The sequence below is a fragment of the Neorhizobium vignae genome (assembly GCF_000732195.1).
Taxonomy (GTDB): domain Bacteria; phylum Pseudomonadota; class Alphaproteobacteria; order Rhizobiales; family Rhizobiaceae; genus Neorhizobium; species Neorhizobium vignae.
In genome coordinates this window covers 237,002-261,900 of record NZ_JNNU01000008.1, presented here as the reverse complement: position 1 = coordinate 261,900, position 24,899 = coordinate 237,002, and the positions used below count along the sequence as shown (strand labels likewise).

Genomic DNA, 24,899 nt, shown 5'->3' with positions numbered 1-24,899 from the left:
CCCGCCTCCGCTTCGCTCGGCCACCCTCTCCTCGAGGAAAGAGAGGATCTGCAACGGTGCGGCATACCGCCTCTCCCCAGCGGGGAGACGGTGTCGGCAGGCGGATGAGGGGGTCTTCGAGAAACCTTCCCGCGGCTCAATCCACCCCGCCAACCTTGTATGCAATTTCCCAAGATGCAAGTTAGAAATTTGCTATTATCAATCAAAATTTGACAGAATCATATTGACCCTCCCCAAAAGGTTATACAGATTGCCGCCATTCGCGGGTGCCGAGGAGCGCCTGCCATAACGGTCGTCAGGTCCCGGGGAGGGTGAAACACCGATGAGCTTTACCGAAAGTCTTGAAACCGTCACCGGCACTAAGATCCGGCTCATGCGGGGAGGCAAGGGGGCTCCGCTGCTCTTCCTGCATGGTGCGAGCGGCGCCTCGCGCTGGCTGCCCTTCATGGAGAAGCTCTCCGAAACCCACGAGGTGATCGTGCCGGAACATCCGGGTTTCGGCGCCTCCGACAGCCCCGAATGGCTGGACAACATTTCCGACCTCGCCTTCTTCTATCTGGATCTTCTCGACCATCTCTGCCTTGAGAAGGCCCACCTCGTCGGCACGTCGATCGGCGGATGGCTGGCGGCCGAGATCGCCATCCGCAACGCGACAAAGCTCAGATCCCTGACCGTCGTGGCGCCTGCTGGCATCCGCGTGAAGGGTATTCGCAAGGGCGACGTCTTCATGTGGAGCCCGCAGGAGACCGCCCGCAATCTCTTCCACGACCAGGCGTTTGCGGAAGCGATGCTGGCGGCGCCGCCGCCGTCGAAGGAGGAGATGGAAATCCTTCTCAGGAACAAGCTCACGTCGGCCAAGCTCGCCTGGGAGCCGCGTTTTCTCAATCCGGACCTGCACAAGTGGCTGCACCGCATTTCGCTACCGACGCTGATCGTCTGGGGCGATGACGACAAGGCGATGCCGGTCGTTTACGCTCCGGCATGGCGCGACCTCATTCCCAATTCGCGGCTTGAGATCATCGAAAACTGCGGACATCTGCCGCAGATCGAAAAAGCGGACCGTTTCGTCGAACTGGTCAACGGCTTCATCGGGGAGGTTACGCGATGAAATTCTACTTCATGCACCTGATGCCCTATGCGGATCTCGATCTTTCCTATGACGAGAAACACAATTCCGCCTGGGTCACCCTGCCGAACACCTATTACGACCCGAAGAAGGGCCACCAGCTCTACAACCGCTACCTGGACGAGCTCGAATATGCCGACCAGCTCGGGTTCGATGGCATCTGCGTCAACGAGCACCATTCGAACGCCTACGGCCTGATGCCGATCCCCGGTGTCATGGCCGGCGCGCTTGCCCGCCGCACCAAGAACGTCAAGATCGCCATCCTCGGTCGCGCGCTACCGCTCCTCAACAACCCGCTGACCGTCGCGGAAGAATTCGCGATGGTGGACAACATTACCGGCGGCCGCCTGATCGCCGGCATGGTGCGCGGCATCGGCGCCGAATACCATTCCTGGGGCGTCAATCCGGCCTTCAGCCACGAGCGGTTCCAGGAAGCCCACGACCTCATCCTGCAGGCCTGGACGCAACCGGGTCCGAGCGTCTTCGAAGGCAAGCACTACAGTTTCGAATACGTGAACGTGTGGCCGCGGGTCTACCAGGATAATCCGCACCCGCCGATCTGGATCCCGAGCCAGGGATCCAGCGAGACGATCGAATGGGCCGCCCATCCGGATCGCAAATACACCTATCTCCAGACCTTCGCCTCGGTCTCGACCGTCGCCCGCTACATGAAGATGTACAAGGACGTCGCTGCCGGCTACGGCTACGAGGCGACCGAGGACCAGCTTGGCTGGTCGCTGCCGCTCTATGTGGCCGAGACCGACGAGATCGCCCGCCGCGAAGCCAAGGACCATATCGAGGCCTTCCTGCAGAAATTCCTGCGCATGCCGATGGAGATGCTGCTGCCGCCGGGCTACACTTCGGTGAAGTCCATGGTCGGGGCGATGTCGGCCAAGGCCGGCCATTCGATGAAGCAGACGATCGACAGCGTCATCGACGAGGGCAAGTTCATCTGTGGCAGCCCGGCTACGGTGCGCGAGAAGCTGGAAGAATACCAGGACCAGATCGGCTTCGGGCATCTGCTGACACTCCTCCAGTTCGGTACGCTACCGGCCGAGCTAACCCGCAAGAACATGGAGATCTACTCCAAGGAGGTCATGCCGTATCTACGCAACGTGACCGCCAGGCGGGTGGCCTGAGGAGGGATGCCAATTTGATGATTTTGACAAGTCTATGAAGCCTTTGGGCGTAGTCATATAACCCAAGGTTCATCTTGATGTGCGGTCGCGATTGTCGTCATTTGAGGCGCAGGACCGCACTATTGTCACCCCCCAGTCGCTGCGGTCTTAGCGGCCGGCGCCCCAAAAGCCGGCCGCTCCCCTGGGGGCTATACCCCTTGTGCTAGGTCTTTTGGACGAATTGAGGACTTCGCGGTCCGGAGTACAATGGTGTTCTCCCAAGTCGAGCGTAGAAGAGGTTACGTCTTGGGAGAGGCCCGCGCAGGGGGAAAAGGCGCGGGCCTTTTTATTTTGCAGCACAGCATCAAAAAAGGTGATGCTATTTACCAAATTTCATGCATGTTCGCCGCGGGCTGGGGCGAGACATGATTCCAAAAAACAACGACGGGTGCCCGGATGATCTTCCGAAAGGAGACGATTATTCGGAGCTTACCGATGGCGAACTCGAAGAGCTTGCTTTTGTGCTGATCGAGGCGCTGACAATTCCGCCGCTGTCGGCCTGTTTTAGGTCGGGTGTTGCCGAGCCTGCCCCACAACTGCCATCGGAATGAAGAGGGAGGTAGTCCCTCCATGCCCCAGCTTGGCCTCTGGCGGCCGTTTCCACGCCGGCGATATCGAAGCCATCTTCAGCATGGCCTCGGTGAGCATTCTTAAAGCCGACCGCCGATAGTCCGTGTTTTCGCTGCAACGTCTGTGTTAGGAGGCGTCCCAGACGAGACGACGATGAGACAGAGCGATGCTTCCCTGGATCCAGCTTGACCGCGCTACCATTCCCGGCGAGGACGGCGAACTGCGCCTGAAGCAGCGTGGAGCCGAATTTTCCATCATGCTCGGCTCGACCGAGCTGATGAACAGCCGGCTGAGTGGTTCGGAAGAGGCGCTGGCGACGCTCTCCTGCGAGCGGATTGCGGGCCGGAAAAATATCCACATGCTGATCGGAGGCCTCGGCATGGGGTTTACGCTGCGGGCGGCCCTGGGAGCCCTGCCGGACGATACCAGGGTCACCGTCGCGGAGCTGGTTCCGGCGGTGGTCGACTGGGCGCGCGGGCCGATGGCGGAGTTTCACAAGGGGACGCTCGACGATCCGCGTGTCGATATTCATGTCGGCGATGTCGGGGCGCTGATCCGGTCGCGCAACGCCGCTTACGATGCCATCCTGCTCGATGTCGACAACGGCCCCGACGGGCTGACGCGTGCTTCCAACGACAGCCTTTATAACCACGCGGGGCTTCGAGCCGCCAAGGCTGCGCTGCGCGACAACGGCGTCCTGGCCGTCTGGTCGTCGGCGCCGGATGCCGCCTTCACCCGGCGGCTGCGGGACGTGGGATTTGCCGCCGAGGAAGTTTATGTCCGTGCCAACGGCAAGCGCGGCGGCCGCCACGTGCTGTGGATGGCCACCAACCGGTAGCGGATCGGCAACGGCCAGTCCGCGGGAGCTTCGAAGAGAGCGGCACTACCGCACTCATTCCGCCCCGTCTTCATGCTCAAGCGAGCCTGAAGCGGAGGGCAAGAGCGAAAAGAGATGGGCGTTCATCGCCGCCTGCGCCCATTCGGGATTGCGGGCCTTCAGCGCCGCGAGGATTTCCCGGTGCTGGGCGTGGGTACGGCGCGTGCGCACCTCGACCGGTTCCGAATAGCGGTTGAAGATCGAGGCCGGCAGTTCCAGCGAGGAAGCGAGGATTTTTTCGAGCCGCGGGCTTTCGGCGGCAGCGGCGATCACCGCGTGGAATTCCCCGTTGAGCTTGTCGAAGCCTTCGAGATGTTCGTTCCAGCCGAGTTCCTCGAACTGGGTCTCCATCAGCCGTTCCAGCTCCTCCAGCCGCCGCAGGTCGGCTTGCGAAATGCGGGTGGCGGCGCGGCTGGTCGCGTGACCTTCGAGAATGGCGCGCAGCCGAAAGATCTCGACCGCGTCGTCGAGCGAAAAATCCGCGACGATCCCCCGCCGGTAGCGTTCCAGCACCACGAGGCCCTCGGCATTCAGCCGGTTCAAAGCCTCGCGGATCGGGGTGCGGGAAACGCCGATCGCGGCGGCGAGCTGGTTTTCGAGCAGCTTGTCACCGGAGCGCATCTCGCCCGTGAGGATCAGGTGCCGGATGCGATGATAGGCGGTTTCGACGGCGCTTTGCGTCGCCCCGTCCTTGGCTCCGTCCCTGGTTGTCTCATTCGTCAAACCGTCACCTGTTCCTTCGTCCTGGCGGGGGAGATTACGACAAACCATTCACCGAGGCCAACCGACAAAAAGTGTATACCAGTTGATGGATAGTGGCTTTGAAACGGCATAATAGCCTTGACATTTGCTGTAAAGGTATACAAGATCTTCTCAGGAGGCCTGATAAGGCAATCGGCTTTGCCGAAGGAGAGACCTATGACGCAGCCCCGCAAACCTTTTATCGTCGGTATCGGCGGGACCCAGCGCCCCGGTTCGAGCTCCGAGCTCGCGTTACGCTATTGTCTCCTGGCTGCCGAACAGGCCGGCGCGGAGATCGATCTCATCTGCGGAGCAGAACTTGAGCTGCCGCTCTTCGATCCTGGCGTGACGCACCGCACTCCGGCCGCCCTTCGCCTGCTCCAGTCGATGCGCCGTGCCGACGGCATCGTCATAGCAACGCCGAGCTATCACGGCGGCATGTCCGGCATGATCAAGAACGTCATCGACTATACGGAAGACATGCGGGGAGACGCGCGCTCCTATTTCGACGGCCGCGCCGTCGGCTGCATCGTCTGCGCCGCCGGCGACCAGGCGCTCGGCGCAACGCTGATCGGCCTGCGTTCGGTCGTGCATGCGCTGCGCGGCTGGCCGACCCCTTACGCGGCGACCATCAAATCCAACGAGAAACCTTTCGTCGACGGCAAACCGGCCCGCCGCGAGGTCGCGCAGCCGCTCGAAATCGTTGCCTCGCAGGTCGTCAGCTTCGCCGAAATGGTGATGGCGAGCCGCGTCGAAGACGGCGCGCCGCGCCTCGTCGTCAGCAACTGATCCAATTTCAATCATCGTCGGATCCGTTGCCCTCACCTGGCGGCGGTCCCAGCGGAGCTTGCCATGAAGTTCAATTTCTTCCACCTGATGCCCTATCCCGACTACGACAAGCTGCCGCACGAATGGCCGGTCAGCACGCACGGGATCGATAGCACCCGCATCCAGGCGCTCTACAACGAATATATCGACGAGATGGTCGACGCGGAAAACTACGGTTTCGACTGGGTGGGCTGCAACGAGCACCATTTCAGCCCCTACGGCCTGATGTCGAACCCGAACCTGATCGCCGGCGCGCTCGCCCGCCAGACGTCCAAGGCGAAGATCGCCATCGTCGGCAACCTCCTGCCGCTCTTGAACCCGATCCGCGTCGCCGAAGAATATGCAATGATCGACGTGATGTCGGGCGGTCGCCTGATCGCCGGCTTCCTGCGCGGCATCCCGCACGAATACATCGCCTACAACATTCCCCCGAGCGAATCCCGCAGCCGTCTGCGCGAAGCGACCGAGCTGATCATCAAGTGCTGGACCGAGGACGAGCCCTTCGGCTGGGAAGGCGAGCATTATCAGTTCCCGGCCATCTCGATCTGGCCGAAGCCCATCCAGAAGCCGCATCCACGTATCCTGATGTCCGCCAGCAACGCGGAATCGGCGGAGTTCGTCGCCAAGATGCGTGCGATCATGGGCATCACGCTGATCCAGGACCTGTCGATCGCCAAGGCTGCCGTCGAGAATTTCAAGAAGACCGCCCGCTCCTACGGCTGGGAGCCGACGCCGGACGATATTCTCGTCGGCCAGCAGATCTGCATTGCCGATACGGACGAGGAGGCCAGGCACCACATGGCCGCCGCCCAGACCTACTTTCACCAGACGCTGATGCGCCCGCAGCGCTCCGCCCAGCAACTTGTTCTCGGACAGAGCCGCTACTACACCGAGGCCGATGCCGGCGAGAACTTCCAGAAACGCCTCGCCACGCTGCGCGGCCGCACCGTCGAGGAACAGATCGAAGCCGGTTCGATCATCTGCGGCAGCCCCCAATCGGTCATCAGGCAGATCAAGCGCCTGCGCCAGGAGCTCGATTGCGGCCTGCTGAACCTGACGATCAAGGTCGGCAACATGCCGGGCAGCGTCGTTCGCCGGGGCATGGAGCTGTTCCGCGACCGCGTCGCCCCTGAAGTCGCTGGCCTGTAAGAGGAGTTTGATCCATGGGCTTTGAATTGAAGACGATCGAACTTTCCGGCGGCAGGCTCTCCTATCATGTCGGCGGCACGGGGCAGCCGGTTGTCTATCTCCATGCCGCCGGCGGCGTGATGCTGACCGAACCGCTGAAGGTGCTGACGGCGAACCACACGGTCTATGCGCCGATCTGCCCCGGCTTCGACGGCACCGAAAGCAATGATGGCCTGAAGTCCGTGCGGGACTGGGCGAGCATGGTCGCCGAGTTCGCCGAAAAGCTTGTCGGCCCGCGTTTCGACGTGATCGGTTCGTCCTTCGGCAGCTGGTCGGCCCTGTGGCTTGCCGCGGAGTACCCGAAAATGGTCGACCATCTGATCCTCGGCGTGCCTGCCGGGTTCCGCTTCGAGGGCAAGGGTGGTCTGCCGGCCGATCCGGACGCGCGGTTCAAGGCGCTCTACTCGCATCCTCAAAAGATCAGGTCGGCGCCGAAATCGTCTGATATCGTGGCCAACAACGGCAAAACCTATGAGCGCCTCGCCAATGACATTCAGGTTGACGAGGCACTGAGTGCACGCCTGCCCTCGATCGAGGCGGTGACGCTAATCCTGCTCGGCACCGAAGACAAGGTCGTGCCGGGCGAGGCCGGCGCACACCTGAAGCGCAACATCCCGATCTCGCAGCGTGCCTTCATCTTCGACGCCGCCCATTCGATCGAGGTCGACCAGCCGGAGCGCACGCTGCGGCTCTGGACCGACTTCCTGAAGCGCGGGCCCGGATATGTGCTCAACCAGGGGCCGGAGGCCGCCTGACGCCATTCCCTTCCCCGGGGAAGCCTGGCCCAGACCTCGGTCTGGGCTTTTTTCTTGCGGGATATAGCGTTTTCCCTCATTCCGGTCGGCGCTCGGTTGTCGTCGAGAGAGGAAGGCGTTCGAGACCAAATACTGCAGGCCATAATTTTCAACATTGACGGATATGATATGTCTATTATGAATTGATTTGCGTTTCGCTTCAGGAAGGCCCAAGAGCCGCCTGCGGAATGCCGTCGTCCGGGATATGCGGGACGATGTGAATGGGAGGAATGGCATGATCGGCGAAGACGTCAGGCGCAAGGAAGACAACCGGTTGATCACCGGCAAGGGTCAATATGCCGACGACCTCAAATTCGAAAACACCGCCTATGCCGCCTTCGTGCGTTCGCCGCATGCCCATGCGATCATCCGCGGCATCGACACGTCGGCCGCCCGCGACATGCCGGGCGTGCTTGCCGTCCTGACCGGCGAGGATATCGTCGCCGCCGGCATCGCGCCGATCCCGCATGCGATCGGCAGTTCGCAGTTCGGATCCGACATCCGTATCAAGAACCATGACGGCACGGAGCGCGCCCGCACCCACCATCAGGCGCTGCCGACCGACCGTGCCCGCTTCGTCGGCGAGGCGGTCGCCATGGTGATCGCCGAGAGCACCAATCTTGCCAAGGACGCGGCAGAAGCGATCGAAATCGAATGGGAGGAACTGCCCTCCGTCGTGCGCGGGGTCGACGCGCTGGAAGAGGGTGCGCCGCAGCTTTGGGACAATGTTCCGGGCAACAAGGCGATGGACGGCGAAATCGGCGACAGGGCCGGCACCGCAGAGGCCTTCGCCAAGGCCGCTCATGTCCTTGAATTCACCAGCTGGGCGCAGCGGGTCACGGGCGTCCACATGGAGCCGCGTTCCTCCGCCGCCGAATACGACCCGGAGACCGGCAAGTTCACCATCCACGCTTCCGGCGGTCATGGCGTCGTGATGATGCGCGAGCAGATCGCGGCGTCTCTCGGCGTCGACATGGCCTTCGTGCGGGTCGTCGCACCCCGCGATGTCGGCGGCAATTTCGGCACCCGCAACGCCACCTATCCGGAATTCGTGCTGTTGCCCTACGCCGCCAAGCTTGTCGGCCGGCCAGTCAAACATCAGGCGGAGCGCATCGAGGCCTTCCTGTCGGATTTCCAGGGCCGCGACCTGCATGTGAAGGCAAAGCTTGCGCTCGACGAAAACGGCAAATTCCTGGCGTTCCACTCGATCAATACCAGCAATATCGGCGCCCACACGGTGTCCTACACCGCCCTCAACAAGGGCATTCAGCTGATGACAAGCCTCTACCGGGTGCCGGTCGCGCATGTGGAATTCCGCGCGGCGATGTCGAACACCGTGCCGACCATCCCATACCGTAGCGCCGGCCGTCCGGAAGCCATGTACATCATCGAGCGGATGATCGACCTTGCCGCGCGCAAGTTCGGTTTCGACCGGGTGGAATTGCGACGGATCAACATGATCCCCGATGACGCATCGCCCTATTCGAACCCGGTCGGCGTCACCTATGACAATGGCGAATATATCGCGGCCATGGACAAGGTGCTCGAGATGGCCGACTGGAAAGGTTTCGAGGCGCGTCGCGCAGAAGCCCGCAAGCGTGGCATGTATCGTGGCATCGGCCTTTCCAACTATATCGAGGGCACCAGCGGCGTGCCGCGTGAACGCGCCGAGATCACCATCGATCCGACCGCCGGCATCGTCGATGTCGTTATCGGCACCCAGAATACGGGGCAGGGGCACGAGACGGCCTTCGCCCAGCTGGTCGGTTCCTTCCTTGGCATTTCCCACGAGGTCGTGCAGATCCGCGCCAGCGATACGGATTTCGTCTCGGCCGGTGGCGGTTCGCATTCCGGCCGCTCTTTGCGCTTCGCGAGCATCGTCATGCACAAGGCGACTGCCGAGATCATCGAACGCGGCCGCAGGATCGCCGCCTTCATGCTGAATGTCGCGCCGGAAGTGATCGACTTCACCGACGGCCATTTTCGCGCCCGCGGGTCGAACGGCGTCGTCGGCCTGTTCGAGGCGGCGCAGGCTGCGAATAACGATCTCGGCCTGCCGGACGAGCTGCGGGGCACGCTTGCGGCGATTTCCGATGAAACCACCCACGGGCTCGCCTATCCCTATGGCGCTGCGGTCTGCGAGATCGAGATCGATCCGGAAACCGGTTTTTTCCATATTCCGCGTTATTCGACCGTCGATGATGTCGGCAAGGCATTGAACCCCATGATCGTCGACGGCCAGACCCATGGCGGAATCGTGCAGGGGGCCGGCCAGGCGCTATTTGAATGGTCGAATTACGACCAGGAGACCGGCCAGAACCTGTCGGCCACCTTCATGGATTACCAGGTGGCGCGCGCGTCCGATTTCCCGAGCTTCGACACCCATATCAGCGAAGTGCCAGCCAAAAGCCATCCGCTCGGTTTCCGTCCGGGCGGCGAGGGTGGTACGACACCGTCGCTCGGTGTGACGATCAACTCCATCACCGATGCGCTCGCCGATCTCGGCGTGACGCATATAGAAATGCCGGCAACGCCCTCCCGGATCTGGGAAGCGATCCGAACGGCAAAAGCCAAACAAGAAGCGTGAGGAGAAAACATTGTCCGACGTCCTGATCAATACCCGGGGGAACGTCCTCGAGATCACCCTCAACCGTCCCGACAAGGGCAATGCGCTGACGCCCGAGATGGCGCAGGCGATCACCGCCGCGCTGAAGTCTCTGTCGCCGGAAATCCGCGTCGTGCTGATGAGTGCCAAGGGCGGTGATTTCTGCACCGGCCGCAGCGCGGCCATGCCGGCCGCTGGCAGTCGAGCCACCGCGCTCGACCTGCGCACCGCGATCTCCGATCCGGTGCTCGATTTCTATGAAGTGCTGCGCGAAATCCCGGTTCCGTTCATCACCGCCATCCGCGGCAGGGCCGCCGGTGTCGGCTGCGCCATCGCGGCTCTCGCGGACGTCGCGATCGCCGCCGAAAGCGCGACTTTCCAGGTGCCGGAAATGAACCACGACATCGCCCCGACGCTGGTGCTCAATGCTCTCGCAGACCGGGTTTCCCGTGCCACGCTCGCCCGCATGGTCTTCACCCGCGATGTGATTCCTGCGACCGAAGCCAAGATGCTCGGCATTGTCGGCATCACGGTTGCCGATGCCGGCATCGACGCCGAAGTCGAACGTATCGTCGGCCAGCTCGAAAAGAACTCGGTGCCGACCGTTCGCGGCATCAAGGCCTTCCTCTCGATGAGCCCGGAAACCTCGTTTGCCTCGCGCAAGGAACTGGCCGCGCTCATCAACTGTGTGGCGACGGCGGAGAAGTTCCGGTAGGTGTCCTCACCCCATTGCTCGGTCACTCTCTTTGAGGGGAGAGGAGGATCGGCCGCGGCGAGGCACAAATACCTTCTCCCCAGCGGGGAGAGGTGGCCCGAAAGGGTCGGAGGCAGGGGAGATGCTGTGAGAAACTCGGGCCCTAAAGGGTTACGCCCCTAAAGCGCTAGCCCCTCGATGACCAGCGCTGCCAGCGCCTCGGTGGCCGCCGGCGAGATCTGCACGATCGACCGTGCATCGAGATCGAACACGACAGCGACCGACTGCATCGTGCCGAATACCCGACCGCTGAAGGGATCGACCATCCAGAAGATCAGCGACATGACGCGGTGGTCGGTCTTTTGCAACCCGCCCCAGATCTCGAAACAGTCGCCGACGCGCGGGGTTTCACCGTAGAGGATGCGGAATTCCAGCACCGCGCCGCCGATCTTGCCGGGCGGCGTCACGGCATGTTTGCTGACGATTTCGCGGATCGGGCCGGTGAGCTGCTTCACACCGCCACCGACCGCGCCGATGAAATTCTGCGGGCCGAGGCGATTGAAGGCGTCGCAGGCTTCCGGCTCGATCAGGCTCATGGCGGTGCGCCTCAGACCGAGCGAGAGCGCCCTGTCGCGGGAGGCGCTGATCGTAACGGGTTCGTCGCCGGTGCCGCGGGCAAGCGCTTCCCTGGGGGTCTCGACCAGCAAGGCGAAAACCTTTTCGCGGAAAGCCGCAGGCCAAAGGCGGGGCGTCTTGAGGTCGGCCGCATCCACATGGGTGAGCCGTATCCGGAAGCTCGCGGCCAGCTGGCCGGAATGGCTGTTATACAGCATCAGCACCGCAAACGCCGTCGTCTCGCCGATATCGAGGAAACCAGCGGTCATATGCAGCGAAGTGCCGGCATGTGCCTCGCGATGGAAGCGGATGTGATGCTCGTCATAGGCGATCGTCTTGGCCGACGTCGGCGAGAAAAGGCCGGGCAGGCCGTTGAGGCCGAACAGCACTGCCAGGCCTTCATTGGCACGGGCGACATAATACTGAGTGTTCCAGTGGGCGTTCTCGTCCACCTCCCACTGGCGCACGCTGCCACGCCAAACCTCGATCATTCCGCCCTGCTGTGCGCTCACGCGGGCTCCTCCACCAGAACGATACGTCCCTTGACCGCACCTTTGGACAACCGGCTCATCGCGTCGTTGATCGACGATTTCGGCAGAGCCTCATAGGGGATGGCGTCGAGTTTTCCGCTCTTGGCGAGTTCCACCAGATCGCGCAAATCCTGCAGCGAGCCGGTAATGCTGCCGATCAGGCTCAAGCCCCCTTGCGCCATACGCATGGTCGGGATGGTGAGCTGGCCACCGAACATGCCGACCATGATGACGCGGCCGCCGCGCGCCAGCGCCGGGAAGCAAAAGGCGGCCGTCTGGCTGTTGTTGACAAAATCGATAACGGTGCGGACGGGCCGGCCGACCGCATCGACGATCCTCTTCGTTACGTCGTCGCCGGTCGAAAGCACAGATTTCTGAGCGCCGGCCTCGGTTGCGATCTTCAGCTTCTCTTCCGAAACATCGACCACAATGATATTCCGGTGCCCGAGCGCCTTCAGGATGACGATGCCGCTGAGGCCCAGTCCGCCGGCCCCGACCACGACGATCGCCTCGTCGGGGCGAACTGGCATCGCCTTGCGGATGGCAGAATAGGCGGTAAGGCCAGAGCAGGCATAGGTGGCGGCAAGTGCGGGGTCGAGATCACCGGTATCGATGAGATAGCGGCTGTCCGGCACCACCACATGGCTACCGAAACCGCCGGGCCTGCGCATGCCGAGCGGCCGACCCTGCATGCAGAGGTTCTCCTGGCCGGCACGGCAGGTTTCGCACTCGCCGCAGCCGAGCCAGGGATAGACGAGCCTGACATCGCCGACCTTGACGTCCTTGGCCTCGGGGCCAATGGCAGTGACGGTGCCGAGGATTTCATGGCCGAGGGTGAGCGGGCGCTTCATCCCGATACTGTCGATCGACACCTGTTTGTCGCCCATGTCGAAAATGCCCTTCCACAGGGTCAGGTCCGAATGGCAGAGCCCGCAATGGGATACGGAAACGACGACCTCGCTCCCGGTAGGCTCGGGCGTGGCCTCCTCGACCTCCCGCAGCACTTCCGATGCCTCGAATACCTGCCATGACCGCATGATGCCGCTCCTCCCAGATGCATGCGCAATTAATATCAGGGCGCCTGTTATGTGGCAATCGGGAAATGGGTGGCTGGTTATATGGTCGCTTCTAAATTGGTGGCGGCTGTGCAACCACACCGTCATCCGCAGGCTTGACCCGAGGATCCAGCGCCGCCCCTGCGGCGAAGGCCTCTTTTCACGCGAAGGACCTTGCGTGGATGGATCCTCGGGTCAAGCCCGAGGATGACGACGGAGAGGTAGGATAACTGCGGGGAGGCTGGAACGGCTCTCCATAAAGAAGGAGAACCAGGGCAGCCGCATCGAGTCCCGTTACTCCTCCGCCTTTTCCTGCCCCTCGATCGCCGCCTCCGCTCCGGCTATCGCCTTGTCCAGCAACTCCAGAAACGTCTGCCGCTCCTCCACAGACAAAAAACGCAGCAGATCCGCCTCGTGCTGCGGCAGCGAGGTATCCACCAGTGCTGCGGCGTCCAGCCCGGCCTTGGTGAGGCGCAGCTCGGAGACGCGGCCGTCATCGGCGGCGCGGTCGCGTTCGACGAGTTTGTGTTTGATGAGCGGGGCGAGCGTCTGGACCAGCGTCGGCGGTTCGATGCGCAGCCGCCTTGCGAGCGCGATCTGGCTGATGCCGGGATAACGGCGGATCAAGAGCAGCACGCCGCCCTGGACCGGAGTGACCGCAAGCGAGCGGGCGCGGAACCAATTCTGCCAATGATTGCCGAACAGCGCCTGCAGGCGCCGGATGCGGATGCCGACGACACCGTCGAGAAGGACGGCATGCCCGTCTCCCTCTGCCGATGGGTTGGGCTCCGAACTCATGCCTTGTCCCAGTTGCCGTAGACCTTCACGTCCATCGTGCCGATGCCTTCGAACCTGCCGTGCAGCACGTCGCCGGGAACGATCGGGGCGACGCCTTCGGGCGTGCCGGTCATGATGACGTCGCCCGGATAAAGCGTATAGGCCTTGCTGGCGAATTCGATCAGCTTCTGGACGTTGAAGATCAGCATGTTGGTATTCGACTTCTGCCGGCTCTCGCCATCGATCGTCAGTTCGAAATCGAGATTGTTCGGGTTCGGGATCTCGTCTGCGGTGACCACATAAGGTCCGAGCACGCTGAACGTGTCGAGCGACTTGCGGTAGCTGCGCTCTTCAGGGCCACGAATGGTGATGTCGTAACAGATGGCGTAGCCGGCGACGTAGTCGAGAGCATCGGCCTCCGACACGCGAAACGCCTTTTTGCCGATGATCACGGCGAGTTCGATCTCATGGTCGGTGCGCCGGTCGGCCCAGTCGACGACGACGCCTTCCGATGGGCCGATGAGCGAGCTTACCGCCTTCAGGAACACGCCTGCCTCGGCGATCGGCTTGATCTTCATGCCGTGATGCAGCTGGTCGCTGTCCAGCACCTCGTCGAGATGGAGCCGGTAGTTGACCGGGGCGCCGACGATCTTGCCGGGATTGGCGATCGGGCTCAGAAGCGCGACGTCGGACAGCGGCTTCGAGGGCGCGGTCTTCGCCATCTCCTCCATGACGGGCCGCAATTCGGCGAAATGAGCCATGAACTGGTCGCCGTGAGGCAAGGGGTAACGGTAGTTCGGCAGGCGATCGAGGACGCTGGTGACGTCCTTCACCTGATCGCCGACGACCACACCGAGACGATTATCGTCATAGCGACAAAAACGCATGATTTCTCTCCCTGATCTCGTTCGCTCAGACGCGGGTGCGGTCTTCGCGGAAATAGCCGAGCTTCTCCTGCGCCACGCGGTCGGAGAAGCAGAATACGACGACGTCTTCGTTCGCCTTGAACGAGCGCCACGACCACCCGGGCACGACGATCACGTCCTTCGGGCCGAAATCGAAGGTTTTGGCGCCGATCGTGATCGAGCCGGTGCCTTCGGCGATGCACATGACGATATGGTCCGTCGAACGGATTTTTGCGGTTTCCATGCCTTTCGGGACATGGCTGAGCCAGGCCGACATGGTCGGCATCGTCCAGCCGCCGTCGAGCGGATTGGAGTATCGCAGCGTCGTGCCGATATGGGCGTCAATCTCTTCGCCACGCGAGGCGCGATAGAGGGCTTCGCGGCTGCGCTCATAGGGATAGTTGAAGATCGGCGTCGTGTGGCCATAGGGGCTCGTGCCGCCGATCGGCAGCATGCCGGAGCCGAAACGGGCGAGCGAGTCGCCTTCCGGCCGAAGCAGTTCCTGTTCGGTGTCGTTGGAATCCTCGCGGAACACCGCTTCGAAAAAGGCGATCATCGGCACGTCGAGACCGTCGAGCCAGGCGGCTGGTTCGGTGCCGTCATTGCCGTGGTCGTGCCAGGCCCAGACGGGCGTGATGACGAAATCGCCGAATGCCATGCGGGTGCGCTCGCCCCCGACGGTCGTATAGGCGCCCGATCCTTCCAGCATGAAACGCAGCGCCGACGGCGTGTGCCGGTGGGCCGGCGCCACTTCGCCCGGCATGATGATCTGGATGCCGGCATAAAGCGTCGAGGTGGCGCGCGACTGGGCCGGGAAGGCGGGGTTTTCAAGGATCAGCACCCGGCGCTCGGCCTCTTCGGCTGTCAGCAGGCTGCCGGATTCGAGGATCAGCGGGCGGATGTCGTCGTAACGCCAGCGATGCGCCTGCGCCTTGGAGGTCGGCTCCGGCGGCAGCATGCCCTTCATCACTTCCCAGAGGGGCGCCATGTTGTGCGGCTTGATCCGGGCATAAAATTCCTCCCGTTTCGCAACGGTGGCTGCATCGATCTCGTGCATGAAATCCTCCTCCTCGGCTCCTCCAGCCGAAGATCGTAAGGTATACTAATTAATTTGATGGCGTCAATCATGGACGTATGAAGGAGGCAGATCAGCCCATTGCGATGTCCTGCTTCACTGCACACGAACCCTCGTCAACCCGGGGTGCAATATGGGCGATAATTACCGTCCCGCCGTGCTCTTTGCCCGCGTCGGCTTCGGCGGCGCGGGCAGTTTGACGCTGTCCTCGTTCGTCGCCCCGCGGCCGGGCGCGCCGAGCCGTTCGGAGAGCCGATGGGCGGCGGCCATAAGGGCGTCGATCGTCGGTTTCTTGCGGGGGCCGGCGAGCTGTTTGTCGGATCCGAGCACGGTCATGGTCGCGACGATCCGGCCGCTATAGTCGAAGACCGGCGCGGCGACCGCGGCGAAGCTCGAATTGATGCTGTTGACCGTCATCGCATAACCTTGGTGGCGCACGGTCTCGATGATCTTCTGGATTTCCTTGGTCGTGGTGACGCGCGGCGAGAGCGAGGCCGCATCATCCGACGCACCCCGCTTGGCAGCAGCGATCTCGTCCTGCCGCACCGCCATGGTCTCGCTTTCGTTGAGATAGGTGAGGAAGACCTGGCCGGTTGCCGAGGTCAGGAGCGGCAGCACGTAGCCGAGGCGCACGGCAAGCGATCCCTGCCGCTCGCCGTCCACCTTGGAAACGATGCCCGGGCCGCGATCGCCCCAGAGCGAAAGATAGGTTGCGAAACCGGCGGTGCGCTGCAGCGCCGCGAGCTCTTCGCGGGCGAATTCCACCACGTCGAGCTGGCGGATGGCCGACAGGCCGAGCTGGATCGCGAAGCGGCCGAGCCCGTAATGTCCAGTGACCGGATCCTGGAAGGCGACGCCCTCCTTGACGAAGCTGACAAGGTAGAGATGTGCCTTGCTTGGCGGCATGCCGGCGGCGGCGGCGATATCGCGCAGCGGCAGCGGCCCGTTCGCCGCCTCCATGGCGCGAATGACCTGGAAGCCGACCTCGATCGATTGAATGCGGCGTTGGGTCCATTCCTCCGGCGCCTTGGTCTTATCTGACGGCATCCTAAATCCCCTGTGTTCCCAGTTGATTATATTTATATTTGTAGCAGGTCGAGCCGCTTTAAACGTAGTTTTCCACAGCACGGAAGGCGGCGACCAGATCATTCGCATCGAGCATCCGCTCCTGGTTGACCAGGAATGGGCTTTCTGCGCAGGCCGTCGCGAGTTTTTCGATCGCCGCATCACCGATATCGGGCATGCCGAGCGCCGAAAGCCGGCGCGGCATGCCGATCTCGTCGAAGAAGCCGAACAGCGTCGTCAGTTCGTCCTCGGGGCGGCCTTCCGCCATTGCCTGCACCAGCGTGCCGTAGGCGGCATGTTCGCCATGCAGCGAGTGTTTTCGCACCGGCTCGATCGCACCGAGTTCGGTCGCGACCGCATGGGCAATGGAGAGGCCGGTGTTTTCGAAGGCGACGGCGCTGACCCAGAGGATCGTCTCGACGACGGCTTCGAAATCCGGCGTCACCTCGCCGGTGCCGGCCACCCGCATGGCGCCGGCCCCGTGTTCGAGCAGCATCCGGTAACAGATATCGCCGAGCATCACGCCGGTCCTCAAGGGCCGCGTACCCTGCTTGGAGAGGCCGGTCCCCTTCCAGGCGCCTTCCGTCTCGAATTTTGCGGTCAGCGCATCGCCGATGCCGCCGAGCAGCAGCCGGGCAGGGGCCTTGGCGATGATCGCGGTGTCGACGATCACGAAGGCCGGGTTCTGGTCCATCTGCTCGACGGCGATCATCGTGTGATGGTCGTCGTAGATGACGATGCCGCGGGTCGACGGCGCATCGGTGGAAGCCGCCGTCGGCACGCTGACGAAGGGAAGGCCGGCGCGGCGAGAGACACCCTTGGCGACATCGAGCGTGCGGCCGCCGCCGATGCCCACCACCACCTCGCCGCCCTTTGACCGCACCAACTCGGCCAGGCGGTCCATTTCCCGATGGGTGACGTCCGCATCGAAGGGGATGATTGTGGGCGTGATATCCTGCCGGTTCAGGGTCTCGGTGAGATCCGCCTCGATATGCGGTAGCACGACCGAATCGCAGATCGCCACGACCGAACGGCCGAGCGTCGCCGCCTTTTCGCCAAGCAGATTTAAGGACCCCGGACCCTGGATATAAAAAGCCGGCGCCCGGAATATTCGTATCATGCCTCCCCCCGGAATGCTGTAACGCTGAATGCTATACAACATTATCAAAGGGAATGGGAGCTTCACGTTGCTCCGGAGGCCCGGGGTTCACACGAGATCGGCGAGATAGGTGTTTTCCGCTCGCGACTGGGCGTAGGCCGCAGGATCGACCTCGGTGATGATCAGGGCTTCGCCCTCCGCGGGTGCCTCGGCAATCAGCTTGCCGTCAGGTGCTGCAATGCGCGACAGGCCGGCATAGGCGAACAGGGCGTCGGAGCCGCAGTGGTTGATATAGGCAACGAAGACCTGGTTCTCGAAGGCGCGGACCTGAATCATGTGTTCGGCGATGAACTGACCGGAGCCGCCGGTCGGCAGCGCGGTCGGCACGACGACGAGATCGGCGCCGCCCTTTGCGAGTTGGCGGACGTTTTCCGGGAACTCGACATCGTAACAGATCAGGAACCCGAGCCTGATGCCGCCGAGTGTCACCAGAATCTGGCGGCGGTCCTCCTGTCTGAACCATTTGCGCTCATAGGGGCCGTAGAGATTACATTTGCGGTAGACCGCCGTCTGGCCCTTGCCGTCGGTGAAGAAGGCGCTGTTGAAGGTGTTTTCGGAAGTCTTTTCGGCAAAACCGGCAACGATCGCCAAGCCATGTTGTGAGGCGATCTCCGACAGCCGGTCGGTCACGGGGCCATGGGCGGGCGTGGCAAGGTCGGGAAATTTCTCTGCTGCGCCATAACCGATCAGTGCCAGTTCCGGGGCGATCAGCAGGGTGGCGCCCTTGGCGGCCGCCTCTTCGGCCGCCGCGTCGATCTTGGCGAGATTTGCCTCGATATCGCCGACGACGGGCTGCATCTGGAAACCGGCGATCTTCATGGGCTTGTTCCTTTAGCGCTCGTCCGACATGGCGCCCAAGAGTTTCGGCAGGTCTCCGAAGCGCGCCACGAGACCGAAAATCACCGCCGCGATGACCAGGAACAGCACAGTCACCGCTGCCATGGTCGGCGTGTAACCGTAGCGCAGCGCGTTGAAGATCTTGATCGGCAGGGTTTCCATGGTGAAGCCGACGGTCATGTAGGCGACGATATATTCGTTCAGCGACAAAACGAAGGCAAAGGCGTAACCCGAGACAAGATAGGGCAGGATCAGCGGCAGCACGACGGTGCGGAAAATTACCCGATCGTCGGCGCCCATGGTGGCGGCCGCTTCCACCAGCGAACGGTCGATGGCCGAAAAGCCGAGCGACAGGGTCACCAGCGGCAGAGTGACGAAGAAGATGCCGTGGCTGATCACCGCCGTCCACGGTTGGCCGTAGAAGCCGGTGGTCGCCCAGAAGGTGAGGAGCCCAAGCGCGGTGATGACCGGCGGCAGGGTAAAGGGCGCGACGCCGAGAAGCTGGAAGATGTTGGCCCAGGGGGCGATCCGCCTCCACAGGAACCAGGCAAGCGGCAGGGCGATCAGCAGCGCCAGAAGCGCCGAGGAGGCGGCAAGCGTCAGCGAGGCGATCAGCGCATTGCGCCATTCGGGATTGGTGAAGATCTGGCCGTACCAGGAGAGCGAAAAGCCCTGCGGCGGAAAGGCGAGCGTCTGGCGCGCATTGATCGAGACGCCGGCGACGACGATCAGCGGCAAAGCGAGGAACAGGCCGACGACGAAGAAGAACAGGCGGCGGAGTGCTGTCATTTCGCTTGCCTCTGCTGTCCGGCATAAAGGGCCAAGCCAACCAGCGCCAGCGACACCAGCACCAGGAAAACGGCCATGGCGGCAGCGAACGGCATGTTCGACTGGTAGATCGCCTGGTCGGTGATCAGCACCGACAGCGTCCAGTGCTGCGGCCTTCCAAGCAGCTGCGGCAGCAGGTAGGAGCCGAGCGCGAAGATGAAGACCATGATCAGCGTCGCCAGAATGGTGTTGCGCAGCGCCGGCACCACGACGGTGAAGAAGGCCTTGACCGGCGAGGCGCCGAGCGTGCGCGCCGCTTCCGTCAGCGTCGGGTCGAGGCGCACCAGCGCCGGATAAAGGACCAGGACCGTATAGGGGAAGGCCTGGTAGGTCATGGCGGTCATAACCGCCCCGAAACTCGGGGTCAGCGCCTGGGCCTGGGTCATCAGCCCCAGCCAGACGAACAGGTTGGTGATGCCGGCGGTGCGCGAAAACAGCGTCGACCAGGCAAAGCCAATCATCACTTCCGAGAGCGACAGGATGGAAAGCAGCGCCACCAGCCAGACGATCTGGATTTTTCGGGGCGAGCGGGAGAGGAGATAGGTGAAGGGAATGCCGATGACCACGCAGGCCGCCGCGACGGCGATCGCCAGGAACAGCGAAAAACCCAGAACCTTGCCGAAGAACAGGCTGAGGAAACGGGCGTAGTTGTCGAATACGAAGGCGGGTGTATAAAAACCGCCCTGTTCACGTTGGAAGACCGACACGGCGATCATCGTGGCGAACGGCACCACGAAAAACACGATCAGCATGCCCGCCGGGAAAAAGAGCGGTCCGTAGTCGGCAAGACGCTGCGGCGGTTCGCGTCTCATCGGGCGAGCACCACGCTGGTGGCTGGATCGAGCCTTATGCCGACGCTCTGGCCGACCGAGACGTCAGGCCGGTTGCGCGGCGAAGATACCGCGATCACCTGGGTACCCCCGGCTTCCACGAAGGTTTCGATGGCGCCGCCGAGATCGCGAATGAAGGTGACCGTGCCGGCAATCGCGCCATGCCCGGGAGCGGTAAGTTGCACGTCTTCCGGCCGCACCGACAGCATGCCTTTTGCCGCACCGGCGGGGAGCGAAATTCCCTCGACCACCTCGCCAAGCACGCTGGCGCGGCCGGCGCTGTCGGCTGCGACGGGCAGGAGGTTGGTCTGGCCGATGAAATCGGCGACGAAACTGTCAGCCGGGCGGCGGTAGATATCGACCGGGGCTGCTGCCTGGCGGATCTCGCCGCCGTTCATGACGACGACCGTGTCGGCCATGGTCATCGCTTCGCGCTGATCATGGGTGACGACGATGGTGGTGATGCCGAGCCGCTGCTGCAACTGACGCAGCTCGACCTGCATCGCCTCGCGAAGCTTCGCATCGAGCGCGGATAATGGTTCGTCGAGCAGGAAGAGCTTGGGCGAGATGGCGAGGGCGCGGGCGATCGCCACGCGCTGCCTTTGGCCACCGGAAAGTTTTGCCACCGAACGGTCCGCGAAGCCCGGCAGGTGGATCATCGCCAAGAGTTCATCGACGCGCTTCTTCTGTGCGTCCTTGGGCGTACCGCGGATGCGCAGCGAATAGGCGATGTTCTCGCCGACCGTCAGGTGCGGGAAAAGCGCTAGCGACTGGAAGACCATGCCGAGATCGCGCTTGTGGGTGGGGACCGCGGTGATGTCTGACCCGCCGAGCTCGATCGAGCCGCCGGTCGGAAGATCGAGGCCGGCGATCATCCGCATCAGCGTGGTCTTGCCGCAGCCGGATGGTCCGAGCAGGCAGACGAACGTCCCGTCCGGCACCGACAGGCTCACGTCGTTGACGGCCGTGAAGTTGCCGAACTGCTTCGTCACATGGTTGAGGTTCAATCCGGACATTCGGTCTCCGCAGGTGAGTTCCGCCTGGTTGGTGAGATGAGAGGTATGGCGCCACCCCTTCATCCGCCCTTCGGGCACCTTCTCCCCGCTGGGGAGAAGATATTTGTGCTGCACCCTCGCCATTCCCTCCTCTCCCCCTGAGGAGAGAGTGGTCGAGCGAAGCGGAGGTCGGGTGAGGGGTTTCCTGCCCCGACCTCACAAGACTATCAAAAAATCACCCTGCGATCATCTCCGTCCACTTCTGGTTCAGGAAGTCGGACTTGGTCTGGTAGAGATCGTAACGCGGGATGATCGGCTCGATATCGGAAGAGACCGAGGCGAATTCGGCGGCAGTCAGGTCGAGCAGGTCGCGCTTGACGGTCGGCGAGGTGCCGACCTTGCGCGACAGGGTCGCCTGAATGGCTGGCTGGCACATGTAGTTGATGAACGTGTGCGCTTCCTCGGTCTTCTTCGAGGCACGCGACAGAGCCCAGCAGCCGCTGTCCTGAATGCCGCCCTCCTTCGGGAAGGTCGAGCGGACCGGGCTTCCCTGCGAGGCGGCAAGGCCGGTGACGTCGTGGTAATACTGGCCCATCGGAATTTCACCCGACTTCAAAGCCTGTTCGAACTGTGCCTCGTCGCGATACCAGAGGCGGACGTTCGGCTTCACTTCCGCGAGCTTTTCGAGCGCCTTGAGGATGCCCTCGTCGGTGTCGAGCGCCTTGGTGCCGCCCATGAAGGTCTTTGCCGTCACTTCGAGCAGGAAGGAGTTGGAGACGAGCGCGAGCAGGCCGAGCTTGTCGGCATTGGCCTTGTCCCACAGGGCCGCCCAGGAGGTCGGGGCTTCCTTGTAGGCCTGCGTATTGGTCACCAGTGTGATGTACCAGGAAACGGCGCCGATGCCGGCGATCTTGCCGTCCGGATATTTGTTGACGAAGTGATCGATAAGGTTCTTGGAATTCGGCAGCTTGGCGGCGTCGAGCGGCGCCCAGAGCTTGGTCGACTGGCCCTTCAGCATGGCGACCTGCGACATCATCGAGACGTCGGCCGGAGCGGCACCCGCCTTGGCGGCCTGTTCGAGCTGAACCAGCCAGGCTTCGCCGGTCGGCTCGGCGACGGATTCGATGGCGATGCCGGTTGCCTTGGTGAAGTCCGGAAAGATGTTCTTGTCGAACGAATCCTTGAAGAAGCCGCCATAGACGCCGACCTTCAGCGACTTGTCCTGGGCGCGCAGCACCGAGGGCATGGCCAGCATGGAGGCGCCGGCGAGACCGGCACCGAGCACGCCGCGGCGGCCGAGTTTGGCGTTCAGAATGTCACGCATGATGTTCTCCTTTGTTTTTAGGCCTGCCGGTGCTTCGCCGGCCGGCGAGTTCCCTTGTTGTTTGCAGTTTATGTCAGGCGCGGCCCTTCACGGAAGGGCTGAAGACCATCAGGCTCAGAATTTCGAACAATATCTGGGCGCCAGCATGGGCCGTGTTGTTGGTCGCGTCATATTGCGGCGCCACCTCGACCACGTCGCCGCCGACAATGTTGATGCCCTTGAGGCCGCGGATCAGTTCCAGCACTTCGCGGGTGGTGAGCCCGCCGATCTCCGGCGTTCCGGTGCCGGGCGCAAAGCTTGGGTCGAGGCTGTCGATATCGAAGGAGACATAGGTCGGGCCGTCGCCGACGATTTTCTTGGCCTTCTCGATGATCGCCGCAAGCCCCATGCCGGTCACTTCCTCCGCATGGATGACGGTCATGCCGGACTCGTAGGAAAACTCCCAGAGATATTCGGCGGCACCCCGGATGCCGATCTGGATCGTCCGGGTGGGGTCGAGCACGCCGTCGAGCACTGCGTTGCGGAACGGGCCGCCGTGGTGGAACTTGGTCTCGTCGAAAAAACCGCTCGTATCGCAATGGGCGTCGATATGGATCATGCCGACAGGCGCTCGTTTGCCGACCGCCTTCAGGATCGGATGGGTGATCGAATGGTCGCCACCGACCGAGAGCGGCAGCACGCCGGCATCGACGATCTGGCCCACACGCTTTTCGATGTCGTCATGGCTCATTTCCAGCCGGTAGCGGCTGCGGAAGGCCACGTCGCCGATATCGGCGACATTCAGTTCGTAGATTGGCGCGCATTCCATCACGTGGTTATAGGGGCCGACACGCTCGATGGTGCGCAGCGCCCGCGGCCCGAAGCGTGAGCCAGGGCGGTTGGTGACGCCGAGATCCATCGGCATACCGATCATCGCCACCTGCAGGTCGCCGAAATCCGGGTTCGCCGCGTCGAGTGGCCTGTAGGGTGCATCCAGAAGTGTGGGAATGCCCGCATAGGGCGCGAGGCGGGTGCCGGCCTTGTCGAAGATTTTTTCGCCGACCTTTTTGAATTTCGGATCGAAAATCTCGCCGCCGGGGCTGTCGAGATATTTTGCGCGCAATTCGTCGAGCTTCTTCGCGTCGAATGTCATGATCGCCTCACCTGTCAGCAGGGCTGCTTGTACGCAGCCTATTTTTTGTTCCACCGGGCTTGCAGCCCTTGTTTTCATCATTATCCGTCAGGTGCGGGTGGAAAAGCAATTGAGATTGTTCTAGCGGTAGCTGTGAGAAAAACTAACACTTAGGTTCAGCGCAGGGAATGAAATGACCAACCGCCTGCCACCCCTCAATCCGCTGCGCGCCTTCGAGGCGACCGCCCGCCGCGGCTCGGTTTCGGCAGCGGCGCGGGAGCTCAACGTTACCCACGGCGCGGTCAGCCATCAGATCAAGGCACTGGAAAGCTCGCTGCAGGTTTCGCTGTTCGAACGCGGCGCCAAGCGGCTGAAGCTCACCTCGGAGGGCGCGCTGCTGCTGCCCGCCGTCAGCCAGGCCTTCGGCGAGATTGCCGCCGCGACCGCGCAGATGAAACGGCCCGCGACATCAGGTGAGCTGTCGATTACCTGCGTGCCGGCGCTGCTGTCTTTCTGGATCGTGCCGCGCCTCAATTCCTTCACCGAGCAGTTTCCGGGTGTCACGCTGAAGCTCGCCGCCTCCAACGATCCGGCGGTATTGCATTCCTCGGATGTCGACGTCGCCCTTCTTTATGGTGACGGCAATTGGCCGGATGCCTGGACGCGGCTCTGGAGCAACCTGCAGCTCTTCCCGGTCGCCAGCCCGACCCTGCTCAACAGCCGGCCGCTACGCTCGATACACGACCTGGAAGATCATGTCCTGCTGCATGGCGATGCGGACGGGCGTGAGTGGAACACCTGGCTTTCTGCCGCCGATGCCGTCGACCTGCCGCGCCGGCAGCAATATTTCATGGGCGACGCGCGGTTTTCGACGGAAGCGGCGCTGCACGGCCAGGGGATCGCGCTCGGCGACACGATCACCGCCAGCAAGCTGATCGCCCGCGGCGAGCTGGTCGTGCCTTTTGACCTCAGCGTTCCGGCCAACGACGCCTTCTACGTCGCCTGCCGGCCGGCCATGCGATCGGCACCGATCGTGCGCGTCTTCCTCGACTGGCTATTCGCCTCGCTGGAGGCGGATCAGCTCGCCGAACCGCACACGTCGGCCCGCACGCTGTTGCGCAGCCGCCGCGCCTGATATCTATCCCATATCTATTGTCCGGGCGATCAGGAGAGCGGAGGTTTACCTCGTCGG

The 24,899-nt window shown here is 62.8% G+C and carries 24 protein-coding genes; 10 read left to right on the top strand and 14 right to left on the bottom strand.

Annotation, left to right across the window (positions count from 1 at the left end; all coding sequences use genetic code 11):
• Positions 1–322 precede the first annotated feature (322 nt).
• From GQ59_RS16150 to GQ59_RS16135, 4 genes are all read left to right on the top strand, one after another.
• Entirely contained in the window at positions 323–1,108 is a 786-nt protein-coding gene (locus tag GQ59_RS16150; protein WP_037082949.1) for an alpha/beta fold hydrolase, read from the top strand.
• The gene (locus GQ59_RS16145) at positions 1,105–2,265 is read left to right on the top strand and encodes an LLM class flavin-dependent oxidoreductase (protein ID WP_037082947.1); all 1,161 of its coding nucleotides are present in this window, start codon (positions 1,105–1,107) and stop codon (positions 2,263–2,265) included. The genes GQ59_RS16150 and GQ59_RS16145 overlap by 4 nt, the downstream gene beginning before the upstream one ends.
• Before the next feature lie 374 nt (positions 2,266–2,639).
• Complete coding sequence (locus GQ59_RS16140) at positions 2,640–2,855, top strand: hypothetical protein (protein ID WP_152564349.1); 216 nt, start codon at positions 2,640–2,642, stop codon at positions 2,853–2,855.
• Between the two features lie 185 nt (positions 2,856–3,040).
• The gene (locus GQ59_RS16135; protein WP_037082941.1) at positions 3,041–3,712 is read left to right on the top strand and encodes a spermidine synthase; all 672 of its coding nucleotides are present in this window, start codon (positions 3,041–3,043) and stop codon (positions 3,710–3,712) included.
• A gap of 54 nt (positions 3,713–3,766) precedes the next feature.
• Here GQ59_RS16135 and GQ59_RS16130 read toward each other — a convergent pair whose 3' ends face one another.
• A complete protein-coding gene (locus GQ59_RS16130) occupies positions 3,767–4,474 on the bottom strand; it encodes a GntR family transcriptional regulator (protein WP_037082939.1) in 708 nt (235 codons plus the stop codon).
• Positions 4,475–4,669: 195 nt separating this feature from the next.
• On the opposite strand from GQ59_RS16130, the gene GQ59_RS16125 reads away from it, so the two are divergent.
• From GQ59_RS16125 to GQ59_RS16105, 5 genes are all read left to right on the top strand, one after another.
• The gene (locus GQ59_RS16125; protein ID WP_037082937.1) at positions 4,670–5,281 is read left to right on the top strand and encodes an NADPH-dependent FMN reductase; all 612 of its coding nucleotides are present in this window, start codon (positions 4,670–4,672) and stop codon (positions 5,279–5,281) included.
• Between the two features lie 63 nt (positions 5,282–5,344).
• Positions 5,345–6,469: an LLM class flavin-dependent oxidoreductase gene (locus GQ59_RS16120; RefSeq protein WP_037082935.1), complete on the top strand. Its 1,125-nt coding sequence runs from the start codon at positions 5,345–5,347 to the stop codon at positions 6,467–6,469.
• Between the two features lie 14 nt (positions 6,470–6,483).
• Positions 6,484–7,263, top strand: coding sequence for an alpha/beta fold hydrolase (locus GQ59_RS16115; RefSeq protein ID WP_037082932.1), 780 nt, complete (start codon positions 6,484–6,486; stop codon positions 7,261–7,263).
• 274 nt (positions 7,264–7,537) lie between these two features.
• Positions 7,538–9,889 carry a xanthine dehydrogenase family protein molybdopterin-binding subunit gene (locus GQ59_RS16110; RefSeq protein ID WP_037082931.1) on the top strand — a complete coding sequence of 784 codons (2,352 nt, stop codon included), beginning with the start codon at positions 7,538–7,540 and terminating at the stop codon, positions 9,887–9,889.
• Positions 9,890–9,899: 10 nt separating this feature from the next.
• On the top strand, positions 9,900–10,622 hold the full coding sequence (locus GQ59_RS16105) for an enoyl-CoA hydratase/isomerase family protein (RefSeq protein ID WP_051903996.1): 723 nt from the start codon (positions 9,900–9,902) through the stop codon (positions 10,620–10,622).
• Between the two features lie 158 nt (positions 10,623–10,780).
• Here GQ59_RS16105 and GQ59_RS16100 read toward each other — a convergent pair whose 3' ends face one another.
• From GQ59_RS16100 to speB, 13 genes are all read right to left on the bottom strand, one after another.
• Positions 10,781–11,728: a thioesterase family protein gene (locus GQ59_RS16100; RefSeq protein WP_152564348.1), complete on the bottom strand. Its 948-nt coding sequence runs from the start codon at positions 11,726–11,728 to the stop codon at positions 10,781–10,783.
• Positions 11,725–12,783: an alcohol dehydrogenase gene (locus tag GQ59_RS16095; RefSeq protein ID WP_037082927.1), complete on the bottom strand. Its 1,059-nt coding sequence runs from the start codon at positions 12,781–12,783 to the stop codon at positions 11,725–11,727. The genes GQ59_RS16100 and GQ59_RS16095 overlap by 4 nt, the downstream gene beginning before the upstream one ends.
• Positions 12,784–13,095: 312 nt before the next feature.
• Entirely contained in the window at positions 13,096–13,599 is a 504-nt protein-coding gene (locus GQ59_RS16090) for a MarR family winged helix-turn-helix transcriptional regulator (protein ID WP_037082926.1), read from the bottom strand.
• Entirely contained in the window at positions 13,596–14,465 is an 870-nt protein-coding gene (locus GQ59_RS16085; protein ID WP_037082925.1) for a fumarylacetoacetate hydrolase family protein, read from the bottom strand. Before GQ59_RS16085 ends, GQ59_RS16090 begins: the two co-directional genes overlap by 4 nt.
• 25 nt (positions 14,466–14,490) lie before the next feature.
• Positions 14,491–15,540, bottom strand: coding sequence for a gentisate 1,2-dioxygenase (gene gtdA / locus GQ59_RS16080; RefSeq protein ID WP_084683189.1), 1,050 nt, complete (start codon positions 15,538–15,540; stop codon positions 14,491–14,493).
• Between the two features lie 162 nt (positions 15,541–15,702).
• On the bottom strand, positions 15,703–16,605 hold the full coding sequence (locus GQ59_RS16075) for an IclR family transcriptional regulator (protein WP_051903995.1): 903 nt from the start codon (positions 16,603–16,605) through the stop codon (positions 15,703–15,705).
• Between the two features lie 58 nt (positions 16,606–16,663).
• Positions 16,664–17,743 carry an iron-containing alcohol dehydrogenase gene (locus GQ59_RS16070; RefSeq protein ID WP_051903994.1) on the bottom strand — a complete coding sequence of 360 codons (1,080 nt, stop codon included), beginning with the start codon at positions 17,741–17,743 and terminating at the stop codon, positions 16,664–16,666.
• An 87-nt stretch (positions 17,744–17,830) separates the two neighbouring features.
• Entirely contained in the window at positions 17,831–18,601 is a 771-nt protein-coding gene (locus tag GQ59_RS16065; RefSeq protein WP_037082924.1) for a carbon-nitrogen hydrolase family protein, read from the bottom strand.
• A gap of 12 nt (positions 18,602–18,613) precedes the next feature.
• Positions 18,614–19,408 (bottom strand): ABC transporter permease, encoded by a 795-nt coding sequence (locus tag GQ59_RS16060; protein WP_037082923.1) that lies wholly within the window; start codon positions 19,406–19,408, stop codon positions 18,614–18,616.
• Positions 19,405–20,259 carry an ABC transporter permease gene (locus tag GQ59_RS16055; protein ID WP_037082922.1) on the bottom strand — a complete coding sequence of 285 codons (855 nt, stop codon included), beginning with the start codon at positions 20,257–20,259 and terminating at the stop codon, positions 19,405–19,407. The genes GQ59_RS16060 and GQ59_RS16055 overlap by 4 nt, the downstream gene beginning before the upstream one ends.
• Positions 20,256–21,293, bottom strand: coding sequence for an ABC transporter ATP-binding protein (locus GQ59_RS16050; protein ID WP_037083156.1), 1,038 nt, complete (start codon positions 21,291–21,293; stop codon positions 20,256–20,258). The genes GQ59_RS16055 and GQ59_RS16050 overlap by 4 nt, the downstream gene beginning before the upstream one ends.
• Before the next feature lie 214 nt (positions 21,294–21,507).
• Positions 21,508–22,596, bottom strand: a complete 1,089-nt coding sequence (locus tag GQ59_RS16045) for an ABC transporter substrate-binding protein (RefSeq protein WP_037082921.1) — start codon at positions 22,594–22,596, stop codon at positions 21,508–21,510.
• A gap of 73 nt (positions 22,597–22,669) precedes the next feature.
• A complete protein-coding gene (gene speB / locus GQ59_RS16040; RefSeq protein ID WP_037082920.1) occupies positions 22,670–23,728 on the bottom strand; it encodes an agmatinase in 1,059 nt (352 codons plus the stop codon).
• A gap of 172 nt (positions 23,729–23,900) precedes the next feature.
• On the opposite strand from speB, the gene gcvA reads away from it, so the two are divergent.
• Complete coding sequence (gene gcvA, locus GQ59_RS16035) at positions 23,901–24,842, top strand: transcriptional regulator GcvA (RefSeq protein WP_037082918.1); 942 nt, start codon at positions 23,901–23,903, stop codon at positions 24,840–24,842.
• The last annotated feature ends 57 nt before the right edge of the window (positions 24,843–24,899 follow it).